Annotated in this window: 18 protein-coding genes; 8 read left to right on the forward strand and 10 right to left on the reverse strand. The window is 34.8% G+C overall.

Annotated elements, in window-relative coordinates; all coding sequences use genetic code 11:
- The first annotated feature begins 13 nt into the window (after positions 1–13).
- The 3 genes from AAC084_RS03095 to AAC084_RS03105 are packed head-to-tail and all read left to right on the forward strand — an operon-like array spanning position 14 to position 2,525.
- A complete protein-coding gene (locus AAC084_RS03095; protein WP_339836746.1) occupies positions 14–703 on the forward strand; it encodes a glycerophosphodiester phosphodiesterase family protein in 690 nt (229 codons plus the stop codon).
- A complete protein-coding gene (locus AAC084_RS03100) occupies positions 703–1,986 on the forward strand; it encodes an NAD(P)/FAD-dependent oxidoreductase (RefSeq protein ID WP_339836748.1) in 1,284 nt (427 codons plus the stop codon). Before AAC084_RS03095 ends, AAC084_RS03100 begins: the two co-directional genes overlap by 1 nt.
- Complete coding sequence (locus AAC084_RS03105) at positions 1,986–2,525, forward strand: DUF1697 domain-containing protein (protein WP_339836751.1); 540 nt, start codon at positions 1,986–1,988, stop codon at positions 2,523–2,525. Before AAC084_RS03100 ends, AAC084_RS03105 begins: the two co-directional genes overlap by 1 nt.
- Before the next feature lie 15 nt (positions 2,526–2,540).
- Here AAC084_RS03105 and AAC084_RS03110 read toward each other — a convergent pair whose 3' ends face one another.
- A complete protein-coding gene (locus AAC084_RS03110) occupies positions 2,541–3,014 on the reverse strand; it encodes a TspO/MBR family protein (protein ID WP_339836754.1) in 474 nt (157 codons plus the stop codon).
- An 81-nt stretch (positions 3,015–3,095) separates the two neighbouring features.
- On the opposite strand from AAC084_RS03110, the gene AAC084_RS03115 reads away from it, so the two are divergent.
- From AAC084_RS03115 to AAC084_RS03135, 5 genes are all read left to right on the forward strand, one after another.
- Positions 3,096–4,178, forward strand: a complete 1,083-nt coding sequence (locus AAC084_RS03115; RefSeq protein ID WP_339836757.1) for a diphosphomevalonate decarboxylase — start codon at positions 3,096–3,098, stop codon at positions 4,176–4,178.
- A gap of 147 nt (positions 4,179–4,325) precedes the next feature.
- Positions 4,326–5,264: a mevalonate kinase gene (locus AAC084_RS03120; RefSeq protein ID WP_339836760.1), complete on the forward strand. Its 939-nt coding sequence runs from the start codon at positions 4,326–4,328 to the stop codon at positions 5,262–5,264.
- Between the two features lie 12 nt (positions 5,265–5,276).
- A complete protein-coding gene (locus tag AAC084_RS03125; protein WP_339836762.1) occupies positions 5,277–6,182 on the forward strand; it encodes a geranylgeranylglycerol-phosphate geranylgeranyltransferase in 906 nt (301 codons plus the stop codon).
- A 75-nt stretch (positions 6,183–6,257) separates the two neighbouring features.
- Positions 6,258–7,100: a pseudouridine synthase gene (locus AAC084_RS03130; protein WP_339836765.1), complete on the forward strand. Its 843-nt coding sequence runs from the start codon at positions 6,258–6,260 to the stop codon at positions 7,098–7,100.
- An 822-nt stretch (positions 7,101–7,922) separates the two neighbouring features.
- Positions 7,923–8,810: a YihY/virulence factor BrkB family protein gene (locus tag AAC084_RS03135; RefSeq protein WP_339836768.1), complete on the forward strand. Its 888-nt coding sequence runs from the start codon at positions 7,923–7,925 to the stop codon at positions 8,808–8,810.
- On the opposite strand, the gene argH is transcribed toward AAC084_RS03135, so the two are convergent.
- The 9 genes from argH to proC all read right to left on the reverse strand — a co-directional run bounded on the left by argH (position 8,807) and on the right by proC (position 17,677).
- A complete protein-coding gene (argH, locus tag AAC084_RS03140; RefSeq protein WP_339836770.1) occupies positions 8,807–10,087 on the reverse strand; it encodes an argininosuccinate lyase in 1,281 nt (426 codons plus the stop codon). The genes AAC084_RS03135 and argH overlap by 4 nt on opposite strands.
- A gap of 51 nt (positions 10,088–10,138) precedes the next feature.
- Positions 10,139–11,203: a M20 family metallo-hydrolase gene (locus AAC084_RS03145; protein ID WP_339836773.1), complete on the reverse strand. Its 1,065-nt coding sequence runs from the start codon at positions 11,201–11,203 to the stop codon at positions 10,139–10,141.
- A gap of 1 nt (position 11,204) precedes the next feature.
- Positions 11,205–11,984: an acetylglutamate kinase gene (gene argB, locus AAC084_RS03150; RefSeq protein ID WP_339836776.1), complete on the reverse strand. Its 780-nt coding sequence runs from the start codon at positions 11,982–11,984 to the stop codon at positions 11,205–11,207.
- Between the two features lies 1 nt (position 11,985).
- A complete protein-coding gene (locus tag AAC084_RS03155) occupies positions 11,986–12,741 on the reverse strand; it encodes an SDR family oxidoreductase (RefSeq protein WP_339836778.1) in 756 nt (251 codons plus the stop codon).
- Positions 12,742–12,745: 4 nt separating this feature from the next.
- On the reverse strand, positions 12,746–13,687 hold the full coding sequence (locus tag AAC084_RS03160) for an acetylornithine carbamoyltransferase (RefSeq protein ID WP_339836782.1): 942 nt from the start codon (positions 13,685–13,687) through the stop codon (positions 12,746–12,748).
- Entirely contained in the window at positions 13,684–14,448 is a 765-nt protein-coding gene (proB, locus tag AAC084_RS03165) for a glutamate 5-kinase (protein WP_339836785.1), read from the reverse strand. The genes AAC084_RS03160 and proB overlap by 4 nt, the downstream gene beginning before the upstream one ends.
- Before the next feature lie 65 nt (positions 14,449–14,513).
- Positions 14,514–15,710, reverse strand: a complete 1,197-nt coding sequence (locus tag AAC084_RS03170; RefSeq protein WP_339836789.1) for a glutamate-5-semialdehyde dehydrogenase — start codon at positions 15,708–15,710, stop codon at positions 14,514–14,516.
- Positions 15,707–16,834, reverse strand: coding sequence for an aminotransferase class III-fold pyridoxal phosphate-dependent enzyme (locus AAC084_RS03175; RefSeq protein WP_339836792.1), 1,128 nt, complete (start codon positions 16,832–16,834; stop codon positions 15,707–15,709). The genes AAC084_RS03170 and AAC084_RS03175 overlap by 4 nt, the downstream gene beginning before the upstream one ends.
- Before the next feature lie 48 nt (positions 16,835–16,882).
- Positions 16,883–17,677, reverse strand: coding sequence for a pyrroline-5-carboxylate reductase (gene proC, locus AAC084_RS03180; protein ID WP_339836795.1), 795 nt, complete (start codon positions 17,675–17,677; stop codon positions 16,883–16,885).
- Positions 17,678–17,687: the final 10 nt, after the last annotated feature.

Genomic DNA, 17,687 nt, shown 5'->3' on the forward strand with positions numbered 1-17,687 from the left:
ATTATCCTGCAATATGAAAAAACCATTAGTTATTGGTCATAGAGGTGCCATGGGGCATGAAACTGAGAACACTTTACCATCAATTCAAAAAGCGATGGATTTAGGCGTCGACATGATTGAAATTGATGTATTTAAAATTAAAAGTGGAGAAATTGTAGTATTTCATGATGATACTGTCGATAGACTTACCAATGGTCCTGGAAGTATTGAAGGATACAATATTTTTGAGTTGAAAAAGCTAATAGTAGATGGAGGTCATCAAATACCAATGTTGCAAGATGTATTAAAAGTTATTGATAATAAGGTAGCTTTGAATATAGAGTTAAAAGGTGCCGGCACTGCAGATAGGGTCAATTTTATAATGGACTATTACATAAATAATAAAAATTGGTCGCCAGATAATTTTATCATTTCCAGTTTTAATTGGGATGAATTAAAAGAAATGAGAAGGATAAACCCAAATGTGGCAATAGCGATTTTAATCGGGAAAAATCCCGTCGATGCCATTCCGATAGCTAAGGAATTGAATGCAGTTGCTATAAACCCATATTTTGGGGAGTTAAGTTCGGCGGCAGCCAATGAAATACGTGATGCCGGATTTAAAATTTATACTTGGACAGTAAATGAGCCTGAAGATATTGAAGCAATGAAAAAAATTGGTGTTGACGGTATCATTACTAATTTTCCAGAACGGGTCAACTAATGTATGATGTTTTAGTAATTGGTGGTGGTGCGGCAGGTTTTTATGCGGCGATTCATATTGCAGAGGCTAGGCCGAACACCAAAATTGCTATTTTAGAAAGAGGTAAAGAAGTGCTTACCAAGGTAAAAGTGTCTGGTGGTGGTCGTTGTAACGTAACCCACGCCGAATTCGACCCTAATGAATTAAGTAAGAACTATCCTAGGGGCGAAAAAGAGCTTTTAGGTCCGTTTCATACCTATGCTAGTGGAGATACAGTAGGTTTTTTTGAAGAACGAGGTGTTTCATTAAAAATTGAAGAGGATGGTAGAATGTTTCCTGTCAGTAATTCTTCACAAACTATTATTGACTGTTTTATATCTGAAGCTGAACGTTTAGGGATACAGATAAAGACACTTTGTCCCGTTAGCGGAATAGAGCAAATTGAGCATGACGGTGATACAGTATGGAACGTTAAAGTGGGTGAGAATTTACTTTTAGCTAAAAAGTTACTGTTAGCAACGGGAAGCAATCCAAAAATCTGGAAGTATATTCAAGATTTAGGTCATACCATTGTACCCCCCGTACCTTCACTTTTTACTTTTAATATTAAAGATGAACGTATTTCGGGAATACCTGGCTTGGCAACCCATGCTGAAGTTGTGGTTGTTCCTAAGAAAAAATATAATCAAAAATCTTCAAAACTAAAATTAGATACTACTAGTCTTACCTCAGAGGGCCCTTTGTTAATTACACATTGGGGCATGAGTGGTCCTGCAATATTGAAACTTTCTGCATGGGGCGCTAGAGTTTTGGAACAATATAATTATCAATTTAAAATTCAGGTGAATTGGGTGCCTGAATATCACAAAACCGGACTTTTAGAATTGTTTTTGAAAGTAAAGCAAGTTGAAAAAAAGACTGTTCTTCGAACCAAGGTATTGGATATTCCCAAAAGGCTTTGGGCAAATTTGGTTAAAGCTTCGAATATAGAAGATACTACCACTTGGCCAGAAGTTTCTAAGCAACAATTACTGTCATTGGCAGAACAATTAACAGCAGGTGTTTTTCAAGTGAATGGTAAAAGTACATTTAAGGAGGAATTCGTAACTGCAGGAGGTGTTGATTTGAAAGAAATAAATTTTAAGACCTATCAGAGTAAAATTTCGCCAAGCCTTTATTTTGCGGGTGAAATTATAAATATTGATGCGATTACTGGAGGCTTCAATTTTCAAAATGCATGGACAGGTGGTTATATTGCTGCAAAAGGCGTTGTGGAAGCTTTGAATACTAACCTAGGATCATAATGAATACTTATATCGCATTCTTAAGAGGTATAAATGTTAGTGGAAAAAGAAAGGTTCCTATGGTTGAACTTAGGATCTTATGTGAAAGATTGAAGTTGCAAGATGTTAAAACCTATATTCAAAGTGGCAATATTGTATTCAAAAGCTCACTTGTCCAAACAGAAGAATTAGAAGATTTGCTATCGAATGAAATTGAAAAGTACTTTGGGTTTGAGGTGCCAGTAATTATTAAAACCGTTGATGATCTTAATGAAATAATAAACCAAAATCCATTTATTTCGCAAGAAGATATTGAAGCAAATAAGGTATATTTTGTACTTCTTAATAAAATTCCGGCCAATGAATTACTTGTGAAATTTAACACAGAAACATTTAAGAATGAAGAATGTTCAATAGTGGATACCCGTGTTTATTTGAAATGTGCATTGGGGTATGGAAAAGCCAAATTGAATAATAATTTAATTGAACGTAAATTGAAGGTTCTAGCAACTACTAGAAATTATAGGACTATGAATAAGCTAATTGAATTATGTAATTAGCACTTTGTAGTAAAATTAATTTAACTCCCAAATTTTGTAGTTTAATACCGTAGCAAAACATACCCATAGTAAATAGGGGATTAATAAAATTGCAGCTACTTTACTCACCACTTTAAACCATTTAATAGTTAATATAAGTACTATTAATAAGGATAGAATGACTAAAAGTCCCCAAAATGGTTGTTTTAGGCCAAAGAAAACGATACTCCACAGGCCATTTAATAACAGTTGAAAACCAAAATGGTATAATCCGGTTTTCACCCATTTATGATGAAATCCTTTTGCCCAGACCCATCCAACGGAAATACCCATTAAAATATAAAGTGCTGTCCAGACAGGAGCAAAAATCCAATTTGGCGGATTAAAACTTGGCTTGTTCAAAGTCATATACCAACCATTCACAGAACTTTGAGTCACTACGCTGTTTAGAAACCCAATGGTAGAACAGATAACAATTCCGATAATGATATAAGTGAGTTTTCTTTTCAATTGGTTGGCGTTTACCTCTAAAATAAGGATTTATTTTAATTGATAGCCCTAAAAACTATCTTTGCACAAATTGAAATTTCAATGACAGAAAAAGATTTTATTCCAGCTTCCTATACAACATTGAAAGAAGAAGGGGTGGTTGCTTATTCTTCACCTAGTAATATTGCATTAGTGAAGTATTGGGGGAAAAGGGAAAATCAAATTCCGGCTAATCCTTCTATTAGTTTTACGCTAGCCGCCTGTACCACAAAAACTAAAATTCATTATAAAAAGAGGCAAAATAAGAATGACAACTTTTCTTTTGATTTTCTATTCGAAGGAGAAGAAAAGGAGGATTTTAAGCCAAAAATTAATACATTTTTAAAGAGAATAGAGGTGTATTTACCTTTTTTGAAGGATTATCATTTTGTCATAAGCACGTCGAATACTTTTCCGCATAGTAGCGGTATCGCATCATCAGCAAGTGGTATGTCTGCACTGGCGCTATGTTTTATGGAAATGGAAAAGTCGTTTGTAGAAAATATCACAGCAGAACATTTCAATAGAAAAGTTTCTTTTTTATCACGATTAGGTTCTGGTAGTGCATGTCGTAGTATTGAAGGACCATTGGTGCAATGGGGAGAAAGTCAGGTGATTGAGGGTAGTTCAAATCTTTTTGGAATTAAATACCCATACGATGTGCATCCTATATTCAATAACTATCATGATACGATTTTATTGGTTGACAAAGGAGAAAAGCAAGTAAGTAGCACTATTGGTCATGAACTTATGCATTGCCATCCATATGCAGATAATAGATTTGCTCAAGCAGATACGAATCTAGATAAACTAAAGACGATTTTTTCTAACGGTAATTTAGAAGATTTTATCAGTATTGTTGAAAGTGAGGCACTTACTTTACATGCTATGATGATGACAAGTAGTCCTTATTTTATTTTGATGAAGCCCAATACACTTTCTATAATAAACAGTATCTGGAAATTTAGAGAGGAATCTAAAACCCATATTTGTTTTACCTTAGATGCAGGTGCAAACGTACATGTGCTTTACCCTGAGAGTGAAAAAGATAAAGTTTTTCCATTCATAAAAGAGAAGTTGGTTCCTTTTTGTCAAAATGGGCAGTATATTTGTGACCGAATAGGTCTAGGTGCTAAGAAGTTGTAAGTTAACGAAGTACGATTTTGACTGAAATTGCGTTAATAATTGAGCGAATCATCTATTTTGTTTAACAAGTAATAGGAAAACGTTCAACTTTGTATATATCTTTGTCTATATTTATAAGTAACATTTGATAATTGCCTAGATTTTAAAATGAAAGGACCACTGTTTTATTCCAAAATTCTTCTCTTCGGAGAGTACGGTATCATTAAAGATTCCAAAGGATTATCCATACCTTACAATTTCTATAAAGGCGCTCTAAAATCAGATGCACATACTTCAAAAGAAGCAATGAAGTCCAATGAGAGTTTAGAAGCTTTCACATTGTATCTTGAAAAACTTACCAAAAAGGAGCCTAGTTTGGTTTCATTTGATTTAGATATTCTGAAAGCTGATGTTGCAGCCGGTATGTATTTTGATAGCTCAATACCACAAGGTTATGGAGTTGGTAGTAGCGGAGCCCTAGTAGCGGCGATTTATGATAAATATGCACAGGATAAAATTACGGTTTTAGAGAATCTGACAAGAGAGAAGTTATTGAAGTTGAAATTGATTTTCGGTAAAATGGAATCTTTTTTTCATGGCAAATCGTCTGGTCTGGATCCTTTAAATAGTTATTTAAGTTTACCTATTCTTATTAATTCTAAGGATAATATAGAATCTACAAGTATTCCGTCTCAAAATGCAGAAGGTAAAGGTGCTGTATTTTTATTAGATAGCGGCACGGTCGGTGAAACTGCACCTATGGTTCAGATTTTTATGGAGCAGATGAAGAATGATGGTTTTCGAAAGATGCTTAAGAATCAGTTCATAAAGCATACCGACGCTTGCGTTGAAGATTTTGTTAACGGTAATATTCAATCTTTATTCGGTAATTTAAAACAACTATCTCACGTAGTTCTAGATAATTTTAAGCCAATGATACCAGTAAAATTCCATGACTTATGGAAAAAGGGTATCGATACTAATGATTATTATCTAAAGCTTTGTGGCTCAGGTGGTGGTGGTTATATTTTAGGTTTTACAGAAGATTTAGAAAAAGCTAAGACTTCGCTGAAAGACTACAAACTTGAAGTAGTTTATAATTTTTAGGAAATTTCCAAAATGCTTAATAGAAAAAACAAACTCTTACTTTTAAAGGTATTGAGTCTTTTTTCGGTGGTTAGAGGGTACAATATTCTTGTTATTGCTCTGGCGCAATATTTGGCATCTATTTATATTTTAGCGCCAAATCTACCATTACGGCAAGTTATTTTTGACATTAATCTATTCGTTATCGTTATCGCTTCTGCAATGGTAATCGCTGGCGGCTACATTATCAATAATTTCTACGATGCCGAAAAAGATTTAATCAATAAGCCTAGAAAAAGTATGTTAGATCGCTTGGTTAGTCAACGATTTAAACTCACCACATATTTTGTATTAAACTTTATGGCAGTAATTGCAGCCAGTTATGTGTCGTTTAGGGCGGTATTCTTTTTCTCTTCTTATATTTTTGGTATATGGCTCTATTCCCATAAGTTGAAGAGAATTCCGTTTTTAGGAAATTTCGTTTCGGGAACATTGGCCATTACTCCATTTTTTGTAGTGTTCGTGTATTATAAAAATTTTGAAACTGTCATTTTTGTACATGCAGTCTTTCTATTTCTTTTGATTTTAGCACGCGAAATGATTAAAGATTTAGAGAATCTTTCAGGAGATATTGCTCAGAATTATAGAACCATTCCAATTATTTACGGAGCAAAGACTTCTAAGGTTATAGTATCACTACTTATACTGTTAACACTTTTACCATCACTACTCCTTATTTTCAGGTTCGATGTAGGCTACATGAATTTTTATTTCGTCATCTGCATTTTGTTATTGGTGCTGTTCATATTCTTGTTAATTAAAGCTGAAACCAAAAAAGACTATGTATGGCTTCACAATATTTTAAAACTGATTATTGTAGTAGGTGTATTCAGTATTTTACTAATTGATGTACACTTGGTATTAAATAGAATACTATAGTTCTTACGAATATGTTCAATATAACTATTTGAACGGCAATGCAATTTGCTACCTTTGTGCAAAATTGGTACAGTTATGAGTAGGGACGATTCTAGTAGGGGGAAAAATGCTTCAGGTAGACAAGGTGGTAATTTCAAAAAGAAGAGCTATGCACGTGGCAATGCTCCTATCAAGAAAAATGTAACTCCAAGTAAGCCATCAGACCCAAATTCTATTCGACTTAATAAATATGTTGCTAACTCTGGCGTATGTTCACGTAGAGATGCTGATATATATATTGCAGCCGGTAATGTAACCGTAAATGGTAAGCCTATTATTGAAATGGGTTATAAAGTTAAATTGACCGATGAGGTAAAGTTCGATGGTCAATTATTGAATCCCGTAAAAAAGGAATATGTATTGCTTAATAAGCCTAAAGATTTTGTGACCACAATTCGTGATGAAAAGGGGCGAAGACATGTTTCTGGATTAATATCTAGCGCGTCAAAGTCAAAATTATTGCCGGTTGATAAATTGGAGAAAGAACATACTGGTTTGCTTTTGTTTACCAATGATGGTGCCATGACCAAGACATTGAAAAGTCCAATAAATGGGATGCGTAAAATATATCATTTAGTATTGGAACAAGAATTGAGAAGCGCCGACATGAAGAAAATTCAAGAAGGTGTAATGGTCGATGAAAAAGTAGTTAGAGTTCAAGACATCAGTTTTATCGCTGATTCACCTAAACGTGAAGTAGGTATTGAAATCTATAGTTCTAGAAATAAAATCGTAGAACGCCTATTCGATACGTTAGGTTATACCGTTCAAAAATTAGATAGAGTTGTATTCGGTGGTCTTACAAAAAAGGATTTACCTAGAGGACACTGGAGATATTTGACGGATCAAGAGGTTATAAACCTTAAAATGATTAAATAAAACATAGTCCTTGTCTAATTAATGGTAAAAGGATATATGAAACTATTTCAATGCACTAACTTCAAGAATACGGTTGTTTTTGAAAATCATACCTATGTTAATTGTAGTTATTTTTTAGGGAACATTTTTCTAATACAATCCTATCATTAAACACCAATGATTCTCAGTGGCAGTTGCCAGATTTGGAGAATAAGACATTTACTTATTGTAATAACTATAAACCTGATGTTTGCAATTGGTAGGTTGAAACTTCTCAAAAATCAGAATTTTGCTTGACCTGTTCTTTAAATAGGACTATTCCTCAATTATTGGATAAGGAAAATCTAGAAAAATGGAAGTATAGTGAACTGGCTAAACTTATTTTAGAATATCAACTATCACAGTTTAGGATGCCAATCATTAGTAAAATAATCAAAATGGTCTATGTTTTTATTTTTCGGCAAAAGATGACCTTTCTAAATCATCAAGAGACATTAAAGCAGGTCATGTAAATGGTGTGATAACCTTATTGATTTAAGAAGCAGAACCTGATATTAGAGAGAAGATTAAGAAATAGATGTCTGAACGGTATAGAACCTTTTGGCTTGTTTTAGGTATTAAACTGGTCATTATTACTGGGGTCAGTTAATTCGTGATGATGAGCTGATTTTGAATTATCTTATATTTTTAAATTCTGGAAATATTTCAGAGGAATAAGGTTAAGATTCTTCATTCTTAGCTAATATTAAATGTTCTTTAAAAGAATTTCGGAGGTAGTATTTTACGCGATAGAATTACTAATGTAAAGCTTCAGGTTATATTTTTATATCATATTGAATAAGTATGACTATAGAAGAACCAAATTACAAACAAGATGCTAAGTTCAGATTGCTTCATTTACCCAAATTATTGGTAAAAACGTATCATGTTTGGATGGAAAAAGACCCCTTTCAAATAAGTGCAGTCATAGCGTATTATGCCATACTTTCTCTTCCTGGACTGTTGATTATAATTTTGGAAATAGTTGGTGGTATTTGGGGGCGTGAAATAGTACGTGGAGAATTATTTTCAGAAATTTCATCGGCCATGGGTCCAGAAACAGCTCAATCTATACAAGAAATGATTGCGGATAGGGGAAGCGAGAACACGTCAATAGTAGCCACTATATTGGGTGTTGGAGTATTGATATATGGTGCTACCGGCGTTTTTTATCAATTACAGAATTCACTAAATGATATATGGAATGCGAAACCAAAATATTCAAATGAAATATTGTCTACACTTTTTATGCGTTTAAAAGGGTTTGGATTTATTTTAATTTTTGGCTTCTTATTGTTGATTAGCTTTGTATTGACTTCTTTTTTATCTGCATTCTCAAAGCAACTGTCTCGACTATTACCTGATGGTATGTTAGAACTGGGTTTTGCATTGGATATCGTTCTGTCACTTAGCTTTATCTACCTATTATTCGGTGCCATGTTCAAATACCTGCCTAGTACGCATGTTCGATGGAAGGCCGTAAAAGTGGGAGCTGCACTTACTGCATTACTTTTTTTAATAGGTAAATATGCTTTGGCTTTTTACTTTGGAAAAGCTGAACCTGGTTCCACCTACGGTGCTGCAGGAAGCATTATTTTAGTAATGTTATGGGTTTCTTATTCGAGTTTGATAGTGACTTTTGGGGCACAGTTTACCAAGATTTATTCAGATAAATACTTAAAAAATAATTAGAATATTTTATTCATTTTATCATTAATTTCTTTCAAACAAAGATTCCCTAAACTGCCTTCGTGAGTGTGATGAATATCTCTTTTAGGAGTAAAAGTGCCATCATTAATTTCTTGCCCCATTTTTTTATAAGCATCTCTAAACGGCATACCGTTTTGTACTAGCTCATTTAGCGTATCTACACTAAATAAATAATCGTATTTAGGGTCATCTAAAATATTTTCGTTCACTCTAATTTCCTTAAGACTAAAAGTCAGTATTTCTAAACACGCCTTCATGTCTTGTATAGCTGGAACTATAATTTCTTTTACCAACTGTAAATCTCTGTGGTAACCACTCGGTAGATTATTGATGATTAATGTGAGCTGGTTAGGTATAGACTGTAGCTTATTACACTTACCACGAACAAGCTCAAATACATCCGGATTTTTCTTGTGTGGCATAATGCTCGAACCTGTTGTCAGCTCATCTGGAAAAGAAATAAAGTTGAAGTTTTGGCTCATGTACAAACAAATATCCATCGCCATTTTTGAAAGCGTTGCAGCAATATTCGCAATACCGAATGCGGTTGCTTTCTCTGCTTTACCACGACTCATTTGCGCAGCTACTACGTTATATTTTAAAGTACTAAAGCCCATTTCTTTTGTAGTAAACCTACGGTCGATGGCAAATGAGCTACCATAACCGGCAGCACTACCTAAAGGGTTTTGGTCTACTACTTTATATGCAGCATCAATAAAATATAAATCATCGATTAAGCTTTCGGCATAAGCCGAAAACCACAACCCGAAAGAAGATGGCATCGCAATTTGTAAGTGAGTATACCCGGGCAACATAACATCTTTATGCTCCTGTGCTTTTAGTAACAGAAGGTTAAAAAGCGATTTTGTCATCGATTTTATTTCTGTTAGCTCATCTTTTAAATAAAGGTGCATTGCTACTAAAACCTGGTCGTTTCTAGAACGGGCAGTATGTATTTTTTTTCCAGTATCTCCTAAACTAAGGGTAAGCATGTATTCAATTTTTGAATGCATGTCTTCAAAAGATTTTTCAATAGAAAAGGTTCCTTTTTCTATTCTAGCAGCGATGTTGTTCAACTCATTAACAAGCTCTTTTGTTTCTTTAGGGGTTAACAACCCTATTTCACCTAACATTTTAGCGTGTGCTTTTGAAGCGATTACATCGTATTTTGCCAAAAGTAAATCCAATTCTCTATCATTACCTACGGTAAAATGGTCAATCTTTTTATCAGTGCTAAATCCTTTATCCCAAAGTTTCATAATCGTTGAATTAGTAATTAAAATGTATCATTTTAATTATTTGCTGTATTCTTAGTGCAAAAATCCCATTAATATTTTAATATACAAATCTATACCTTCTTCAATTTCATGAACATAAATAAATTCGTTGGCAGAATGTGATCGTGTACTATCACCAGGACCTAGTTTTAGTGATTGGCAACTTAAAGCTGCTTGATCTGAAAGGGTGGGTGAACCGTAGGTTGTTCTACCTAATGCAATACCCGATTTTACTAACGGATGGTCTTTATTTATTTTGGATGAATTGAGACGTAAAGATCGCTCCTTTAATTCGCATGGGGCATCCTTCTTCAGTAAATCTGCAATTTCTTTATTTGAGTACGAATCGTTTACTCGTACATCAACTACAATATCTACGTGTGCTGGCACTACATTATGTTGCGTGCCTGCACTAATTTGAGTTATAGTCATTTTTACATTCCCTAATGCCTCAGAAGTTTTTTCAAACGTGTAATTTTTGAACCATTCTAAAACTGCAATAGAATTATAAATGGAATTATCTGTATTTGGATGCGCTGCATGAGATGGTGTGCCTTTTACTACTGCATCAAATACGACGAGTCCTTTCTCTGCGATGGCAAGTTGCATCAAGGTAGGTTCACCAACTATAGCAACATCGATATGTGGTAGCTTTGGTAATAATCCTCGTAAACTATTTTCTCCGGCATTTTCTTCTTCAGCAGATGCTACCATTAAAATATTATGATTCAGGTCTTTTGAATCGTAGAAATTGACAAATGTTGCTAGTAACGACACTAATGGTCCGCCGGCATCATTACTTCCTAATCCGAATAATTTTCCATCTTCAATATGAGGAAGATAAGGGTCTTTTGTGTATGCTGTATTCGGTTTTACTGTATCATGATGTGAATTTAAAAGTAGGGTGGGTTTACTGTCATCCCAATACTTATTCTTAGCGATTATATTATTAAGGTCCCGTTCTGTTGGTATATTGTATTTTGTCAACCAAGCTTGAATGGCATCCGCAGTTTTATCTTCTTCTCTCGAAAAAGATTCTATTGAAATTAACTTTTTCAATAATTCTACTGCACTTTCTGTAAGTTCTGTTTGATTCATTCTATAAGGTTAATGTAGTGAACAGTTCTGTATTTTTATCTAGCATGGTGACATCTCCTAGGCATACTTTTGCCACATCGTTTTGTAATGCGTGAAAGCAATTATGGAGCTTCGGTAACATACCGTCAGCAATAATTCCTTCAGATAATAACGTTTCGTATGCGGCAGTATTTATGTGCTTAACGACACTCTGGTCATCATTAATATCTCTTAATACACCTTTTTTCTCAAAGCAATAGTAAAGTGTTGTTTCGAAAACGGAAGCCATAGCGATTGCAATTTCTGAAGCGATTGTATCTGCATTTGTATTCAATAATTGTCCGTTGCTATCATGGGTAATTGCGCAAAAAATAGGAGTTAGATTTATGGATAAAAGGTTCTTTAGTAATTCGGAATTTACACCATCAATATCACCAACGAATCCGTAATCAATATCTTTTATGGGTCTTTTATGTGCTTGTATGCTATTGCCATCAGCGCCGCTTAAGCCAATTGCATTTATTTTTTTTGCTTGAAGTTGTGCAACAATTTTTTTATTTACCAAGCCACCATATACCATAGTTATGATGTCGACTGTATCTTTATCAGTGATGCGCCTACCGTCTATCAATTTAGATGCTATACCAAGCTTTGTGGCCAATTGAGTGGCCAATTTTCCGCCTCCATGTACCAGTATTTTTAGGCCTTCTACTTTAGAAAATGCAGTAAGAAAAACATCTAGAGCCTTTTCGTCTTCAATGACATTACCGCCAATTTTTACTATGGAAAGTTTGTCTTTCATTTTATGCATTTAAAATTCCGCCGTCTATGGTCATTGCTGTTCCAGTAATCCAAGAGGCATCTTCTGAGACTAGAAATAATGCGAGTTTTGCTATATCGTTCGGTTTGCCTAATCGTTTTAATAATGTTTTGTTTGCTGCATTTTCAACAGCCTCGTTCGGATTGTCAAAAGCCTTTGCAGAATTCCATAGTAAGGGTGTGTCTACAGGCCCTGGACACATAGCATTTACTCTTATTTGCGGAGCATATTCAACAGCCATTTGGCGCATTAAAGCTAATGCACCTGCTTTTGATGCGCAATAAGCAGGGTGATTTGGAAAACTTTTAAAAGCAGCTATTGATGCATTAATTAATATGGAAGCTCCATCGTTTTTCTGAAGTTCTGGAATAGCATATTTTGAAAGATAGAAAATGGAAGATAAGTTTGTCTCCATCGTATTTTTCCATAATTCTTCGGGTAATTGGGTAACACTTCCTAAACCTAAAATACCAGCATTCATTGAAAGAATATCCAGCTTGCCGAAATGTTTAATTGCAGCAGTGACCAGTTGTTCATTATAGGCTGAATTTCTAATATCTCCACCGATAAAAATAGTGTTTTCACCTAATTCTTTTTCTAATGCCTTACCACGTTCTTCATTTCTACCTGATAAAATGACCTTAGCTCCATTTGCAACAAAAGTTAGCGCTATGGCTTTCCCCATACCACTTGTTGCCCCTGTAATTATTGCTACCTTATTTTCGAGTTTATTGGACATCTGTTTATTTTAAATTTTCAAGAATTTTTTTTAATACCAATTGTGCAGCATAGGTTCTATTATTAGCCTGCTCAATAACTAAGGATTGTTTGCTATCTAAAACTTCATCTGCTACGACCACATTTCTACGAACGGGAAGACAGTGCATGAATTTGGCATGACCTAATTTTTGTAAGGTCATTTGCCAGTTTTTGTCTTGTGATTTTACTTGACCATAATCTGAATAACTGCTCCAATTTTTTACATATACAAAATCAGCATTTTCTAAAGCTTTCTCTTGATCATGCTCAATTTTAGAATCTTTAGTGATACTTGGGTCAAGCTCATAGCCTTTCGGATGGGTAATCACGAATTCTGCATGCTGCTTTTGCATCATCTGGACAAAAGAATTTGCGACGGCATGTGGCAAGGCTTTTGGGTGTGGTGCCCAAGACAAAACCACTTTCGGGTTGTTTTTGAAATTTTGTTCCTCTATCGTAATAGCATCCGTAAGTGCTTGTAAAGGATGACCTACTGAACTTTCCATATTTACGATTGGTACGGTGGCATATTGTTCGAATCCGATAAGAACTTCTTCGGCCTCGTCTAGTTTTTTGTCTACCAGACCGGCAAAGGCACGTATAGCGATTATATCACAATATTGAGAAATCACCTGTGCTGCCTCTTTTATATGTTCAGAGGTTCCTTGGTCCATAATAGTACCATCTGCATATTCCAAAGCCCAGCCTTCACTTCCAAAGTTCATAACAATTACTTCCATACCCAAATTCATTGCTGCCTTTTGGGTACTTAATCGAGTACGAAGCGAGTTGTTAAAAAATAGAAGCCCTATAGTTTTGTCGCTACCTAAATCTTTAAATTTTCTAGGCTGTTTTTTAAGTGAAATGGCCTCTTTAACCCAAGTGGATAAAGAATCGATATCATTTATAGAAAGGTAGTTTTTCATGCTTTAATTTTTGTAAAAATGCTCTTGTTTTCAATAGCATCGGTAATGAAATTATCTTTTAGGCCATTGGTAATCCAAGTTTCAATACCAGCTTGTTGGGCTATCGTTGCAGCATCGATTTTCGATTGCATGCCACCTGTGCCATGGGTAGATTTTAAATCGCCAATTTCGTGTTGTAATTCACTTAAATCTGATACAATTTCAATGGTTTTTGGTGATGATGTCGATAAAGATGCCTTGGTGTAAATACCATCTGTATTTGTAGCGATGATTAAAATATCCGCGGATAAAAGGGAAGCCGTTAACCCTGCTAATTTATCATTATCACCAAACTTGATTTCATCGGTGGCTACCGTATCATTCTCATTGATGATGGGAATAAAATTATTGGCGACCAACACATTGATGGTGTTTTTAATATTCACTTGAGATTGTTCCTTTTCAAAATCGGAATAGGATAATAGGCATTGCGAAGTGAAAAGACCTAGTTCCCTAAAATTTTCTTGAAAAATTCGCATTAGGTGTGGCTGACCAATAGAAGCTAAAGCTTGTTTTATATTAATTTCCTCACCGTTATGTTCTAATTTTACGAATTGTCTTGCTGCGGCTATTGCCCCAGAACTAACAATAATGAATTCGTATTTATCTTTAAGGGCTGCTATTTGTCTGCCGATATCCTCAATCTTACCTCGAGAAATATGGTCGGTATCCTTGGTTAAAGTGTTGGATCCTATTTTTAATAAAATTCTTTTTTTTAACATTGCTGCCTCTTTTCCTGTTCTATCCCATCAACAGTTTTGTTGAATAAAGAAGATGTGTTTAACTATTACCTTAACTGCCCATTTCCTTTTACATACCACTTATTGGTTACTAAATGTTGTAAACCAATAGGACCGCGCTGATGTAGTTTATCTGTACTTATGGCTAATTCACCACCAAGACCAAATTGTCCACCATCAGTAAAACGTGTTGATGCATTATGATATACAGCAGCAGTATCTACAGACTGCATAAATGTATTTGCTTCTTCTTCATTCATAGTGATGATCACAGCTGAATGACCACCACCATATGTATTAATGTGTTCAATAGCCTCTTCTACATCAGGTACTTGACCAATTACAATTTTATAATCTAAAAACTCTTCGTACCAAACCGAATCATCGGCCATTTCTGAAGTGCCTTCTAATCCAGCTAATTTGGCGTCAGTTAAAATCTCTACATTGTGCTTTTTTAAGGACTGTAGTAAAAGATTTAAGAATTCCATTTTACGTGGTAAATCCCGAGAAATAATAACTTTATCTACAGCATTACAGGCTGATATTTTGGTTGTTTTCGCATTGATAATAACATCTAATGCCATTTGTAAATCAGCTTCATGAGATACGTATACAAAATTATTGCCTCGTCCACTAACAATTACTGGGCATTGCGCGTGTTGCTTTACAAAAGCAATTAATCGTTCACCACCTCTAGGTACAATTAAGTCTAACTTTTCAGTCGGCTTTTCTAAAAATTTCTGGGTTTCTTCTCTTGAATAATTGAGGTAGGTTATCCAATCTTTGGAACAATCACAAGATTCTAATGCCTTGTGCCATAAATTGACAAGAACTAAATTTGAGTTCAATGATTCTTTTCCGCCTTTTAATAAAATTTTATTTCCAGATTTAAAAGCAATACCTGCAGCTTCAATAGTAACATCAGGTCTTGATTCATAAATAATCATTATTGTACCGAATGGTGCTGTTTTATTACTTATTTCAAGTCCGTTGTCATGTGTAAATTGAAATCGTTCTACATGTAAAGGGTCATTTAGTGAGGCCAATTGTTTTAAAGAATAGACCATTTCGCCCACCTTTTTTTTATTCACTTTTAAACGGTCGACCATTGCGATATCATCCGACTCAAAAGAATTCAAATCTTTATCATTGGCAGAAATTAATATGGACTCTTCTTGTCGCACCAAATCAGCCATGCGTAATAGTACCGCATTTCTTTTTTCTAAACTCAGGATTTTTTTCATGCTAGAGCAGTCTTTAAAGCTTTAAAGAAAATATCTAAATCTTGTTTTGTAATATTCAAAGCTGGTAATATTCGAAGTACAGTTTTGTCTTTGGCACCACCTGTAAAAAGGTGATGGTCGTAAATTAGATTTTTGCGTAAATCAGCTACTTGAAAGTCAAATTCTAACCCAAGCATAAGTCCACGACCTTTTACGCGTTTTACTTGCGGAATTTCCTTTGCCTTTTCATTAAAGTACTGGCCTAGTTCTTCGGCATTTTGTATTAAATTTTCTTTTTCTAATACTTCTAGAACAGCCAAGGTTGCCACACATGCCAAATGGTTACCACCAAAAGTAGTTCCTAGCATTCCAAATTTAGCACTAATGCTTTCGTGTATTAAAACGCCACCAACAGGAAAACCATTTCCCATTCCTTTTGCGATAGTTATGATATCTGGTTTTATTTCGTGATGCTGAAATCCGAAAAACTTACCGCTTCTTCCAAATCCGCATTGTACTTCATCGGCAATTAATAAAACACCATTCTCTTTACAAAGTGATGCTACTTTTTGATAAAACTCTGTGGTCGGCTCATCTAAACCACCAACGCCTTGTATAGATTCTATAATTACGGCACAAACATTTTTTTTAACAATCTCATGTTCAAAACCAATGATATCATTGAGTTCTAGAAAGTTAACCTTTTGCTGTTGATTGATAGGTGCATTAATAGCAGGATTGTCAGTGGCGGCAACAGCAGCTGATGTACGGCCATGAAAACCGTTTTTGAATGCAATAACTTCAGACTTCCCTGTTACAAACGAAGCTATTTTAAGTGCATTTTCATTGGCTTCGGCACCAGAATTACACAAAAATAAGTTGTAATCTTCACAATCAGATTGTCGACCTAATTTTTCGGCCAACTCGTCTTGCAAAGGATTTTGAACGGCATTACTGTAAAAGCCGATTTTGTCTAATTGGTCTTTTAAGCGTTTTACATAATGTGGGTGTGAATGGCCAATAGAAATTACGGCATGTCCACCATAAAAATCTAAATAATCTTGTCCTTTGTTATCGGTTACAACTATACCTTTAGCGGAAACCGGAGTAACATTATATAATGGGTAAACATCGAATAATTTCATAGTTTAAAAAATTCAAGTTCAAATTAGAACTGATTCGGTAACGGTATTTTACTTTGTTTTAAATTCAGTAATCTTATCATAAGATGCGATAATACCCCGAATTAAAGATGAGCTTAGGCCTTGGTGTTCCATCTCGTTCAGTCCAGTAATCGTACAGCCCATTGGTGTGGTAACCCTGTCTATTTCTTCTTCTGGATGATTGCCAGATTCTATTAGTAAACTAGCAGCTCCACTACAGGTGTGCATCGCTAATTCTTGAGCCTCTTGAGCATCGAAGCCTAATTGTATGGCACCTTGGGTAGTTGCACGTATTAAACGCATCCAGAAGGCGATACCGCTGGCACATATAACTGTGGCAGCCTGCATTTGACTTTCAGGGATTTCCATAGAATGCCCCATTCTGTTGAAAATAGCCTTGGCTAAATCAATTCGTTTTTTACCTTTTACATTACTACAAAGGCAGGTCATAGATTTACCGACAGAAATAGCTGTATTCGGCATGCTTCTAATAATGTAACGTTCTTCTCCAATAACATCTTCTATTTTTTCGATGCCGAAACCGGTAATTGTAGAAATTATCACATGATTATCATTCAATAAATCTTTAACGCTATTCAGAATTTCTGCAAAGTGAACAGGTTGCACGGCAAAGATTAAAATATCTGATTTTGAAACAGCCTCGCGATTGTCTTCCGTTACAGTTACATTACCATACTTTTGAAAGTCGGCAATCGATTTTGTATTTCTTTTGGTAAGGTACATGCTAGTTGCCCCATTACTATTTAGAATGCCTTTTGCTATGGAAAGACCTAAGTTACCAGCACCTATGATAGCTATTTTCATAATTTTAATT

The sequence above is a fragment of the uncultured Maribacter sp. genome (assembly GCF_963977385.1).
In the GTDB taxonomy this organism is placed as follows: domain Bacteria; phylum Bacteroidota; class Bacteroidia; order Flavobacteriales; family Flavobacteriaceae; genus Maribacter.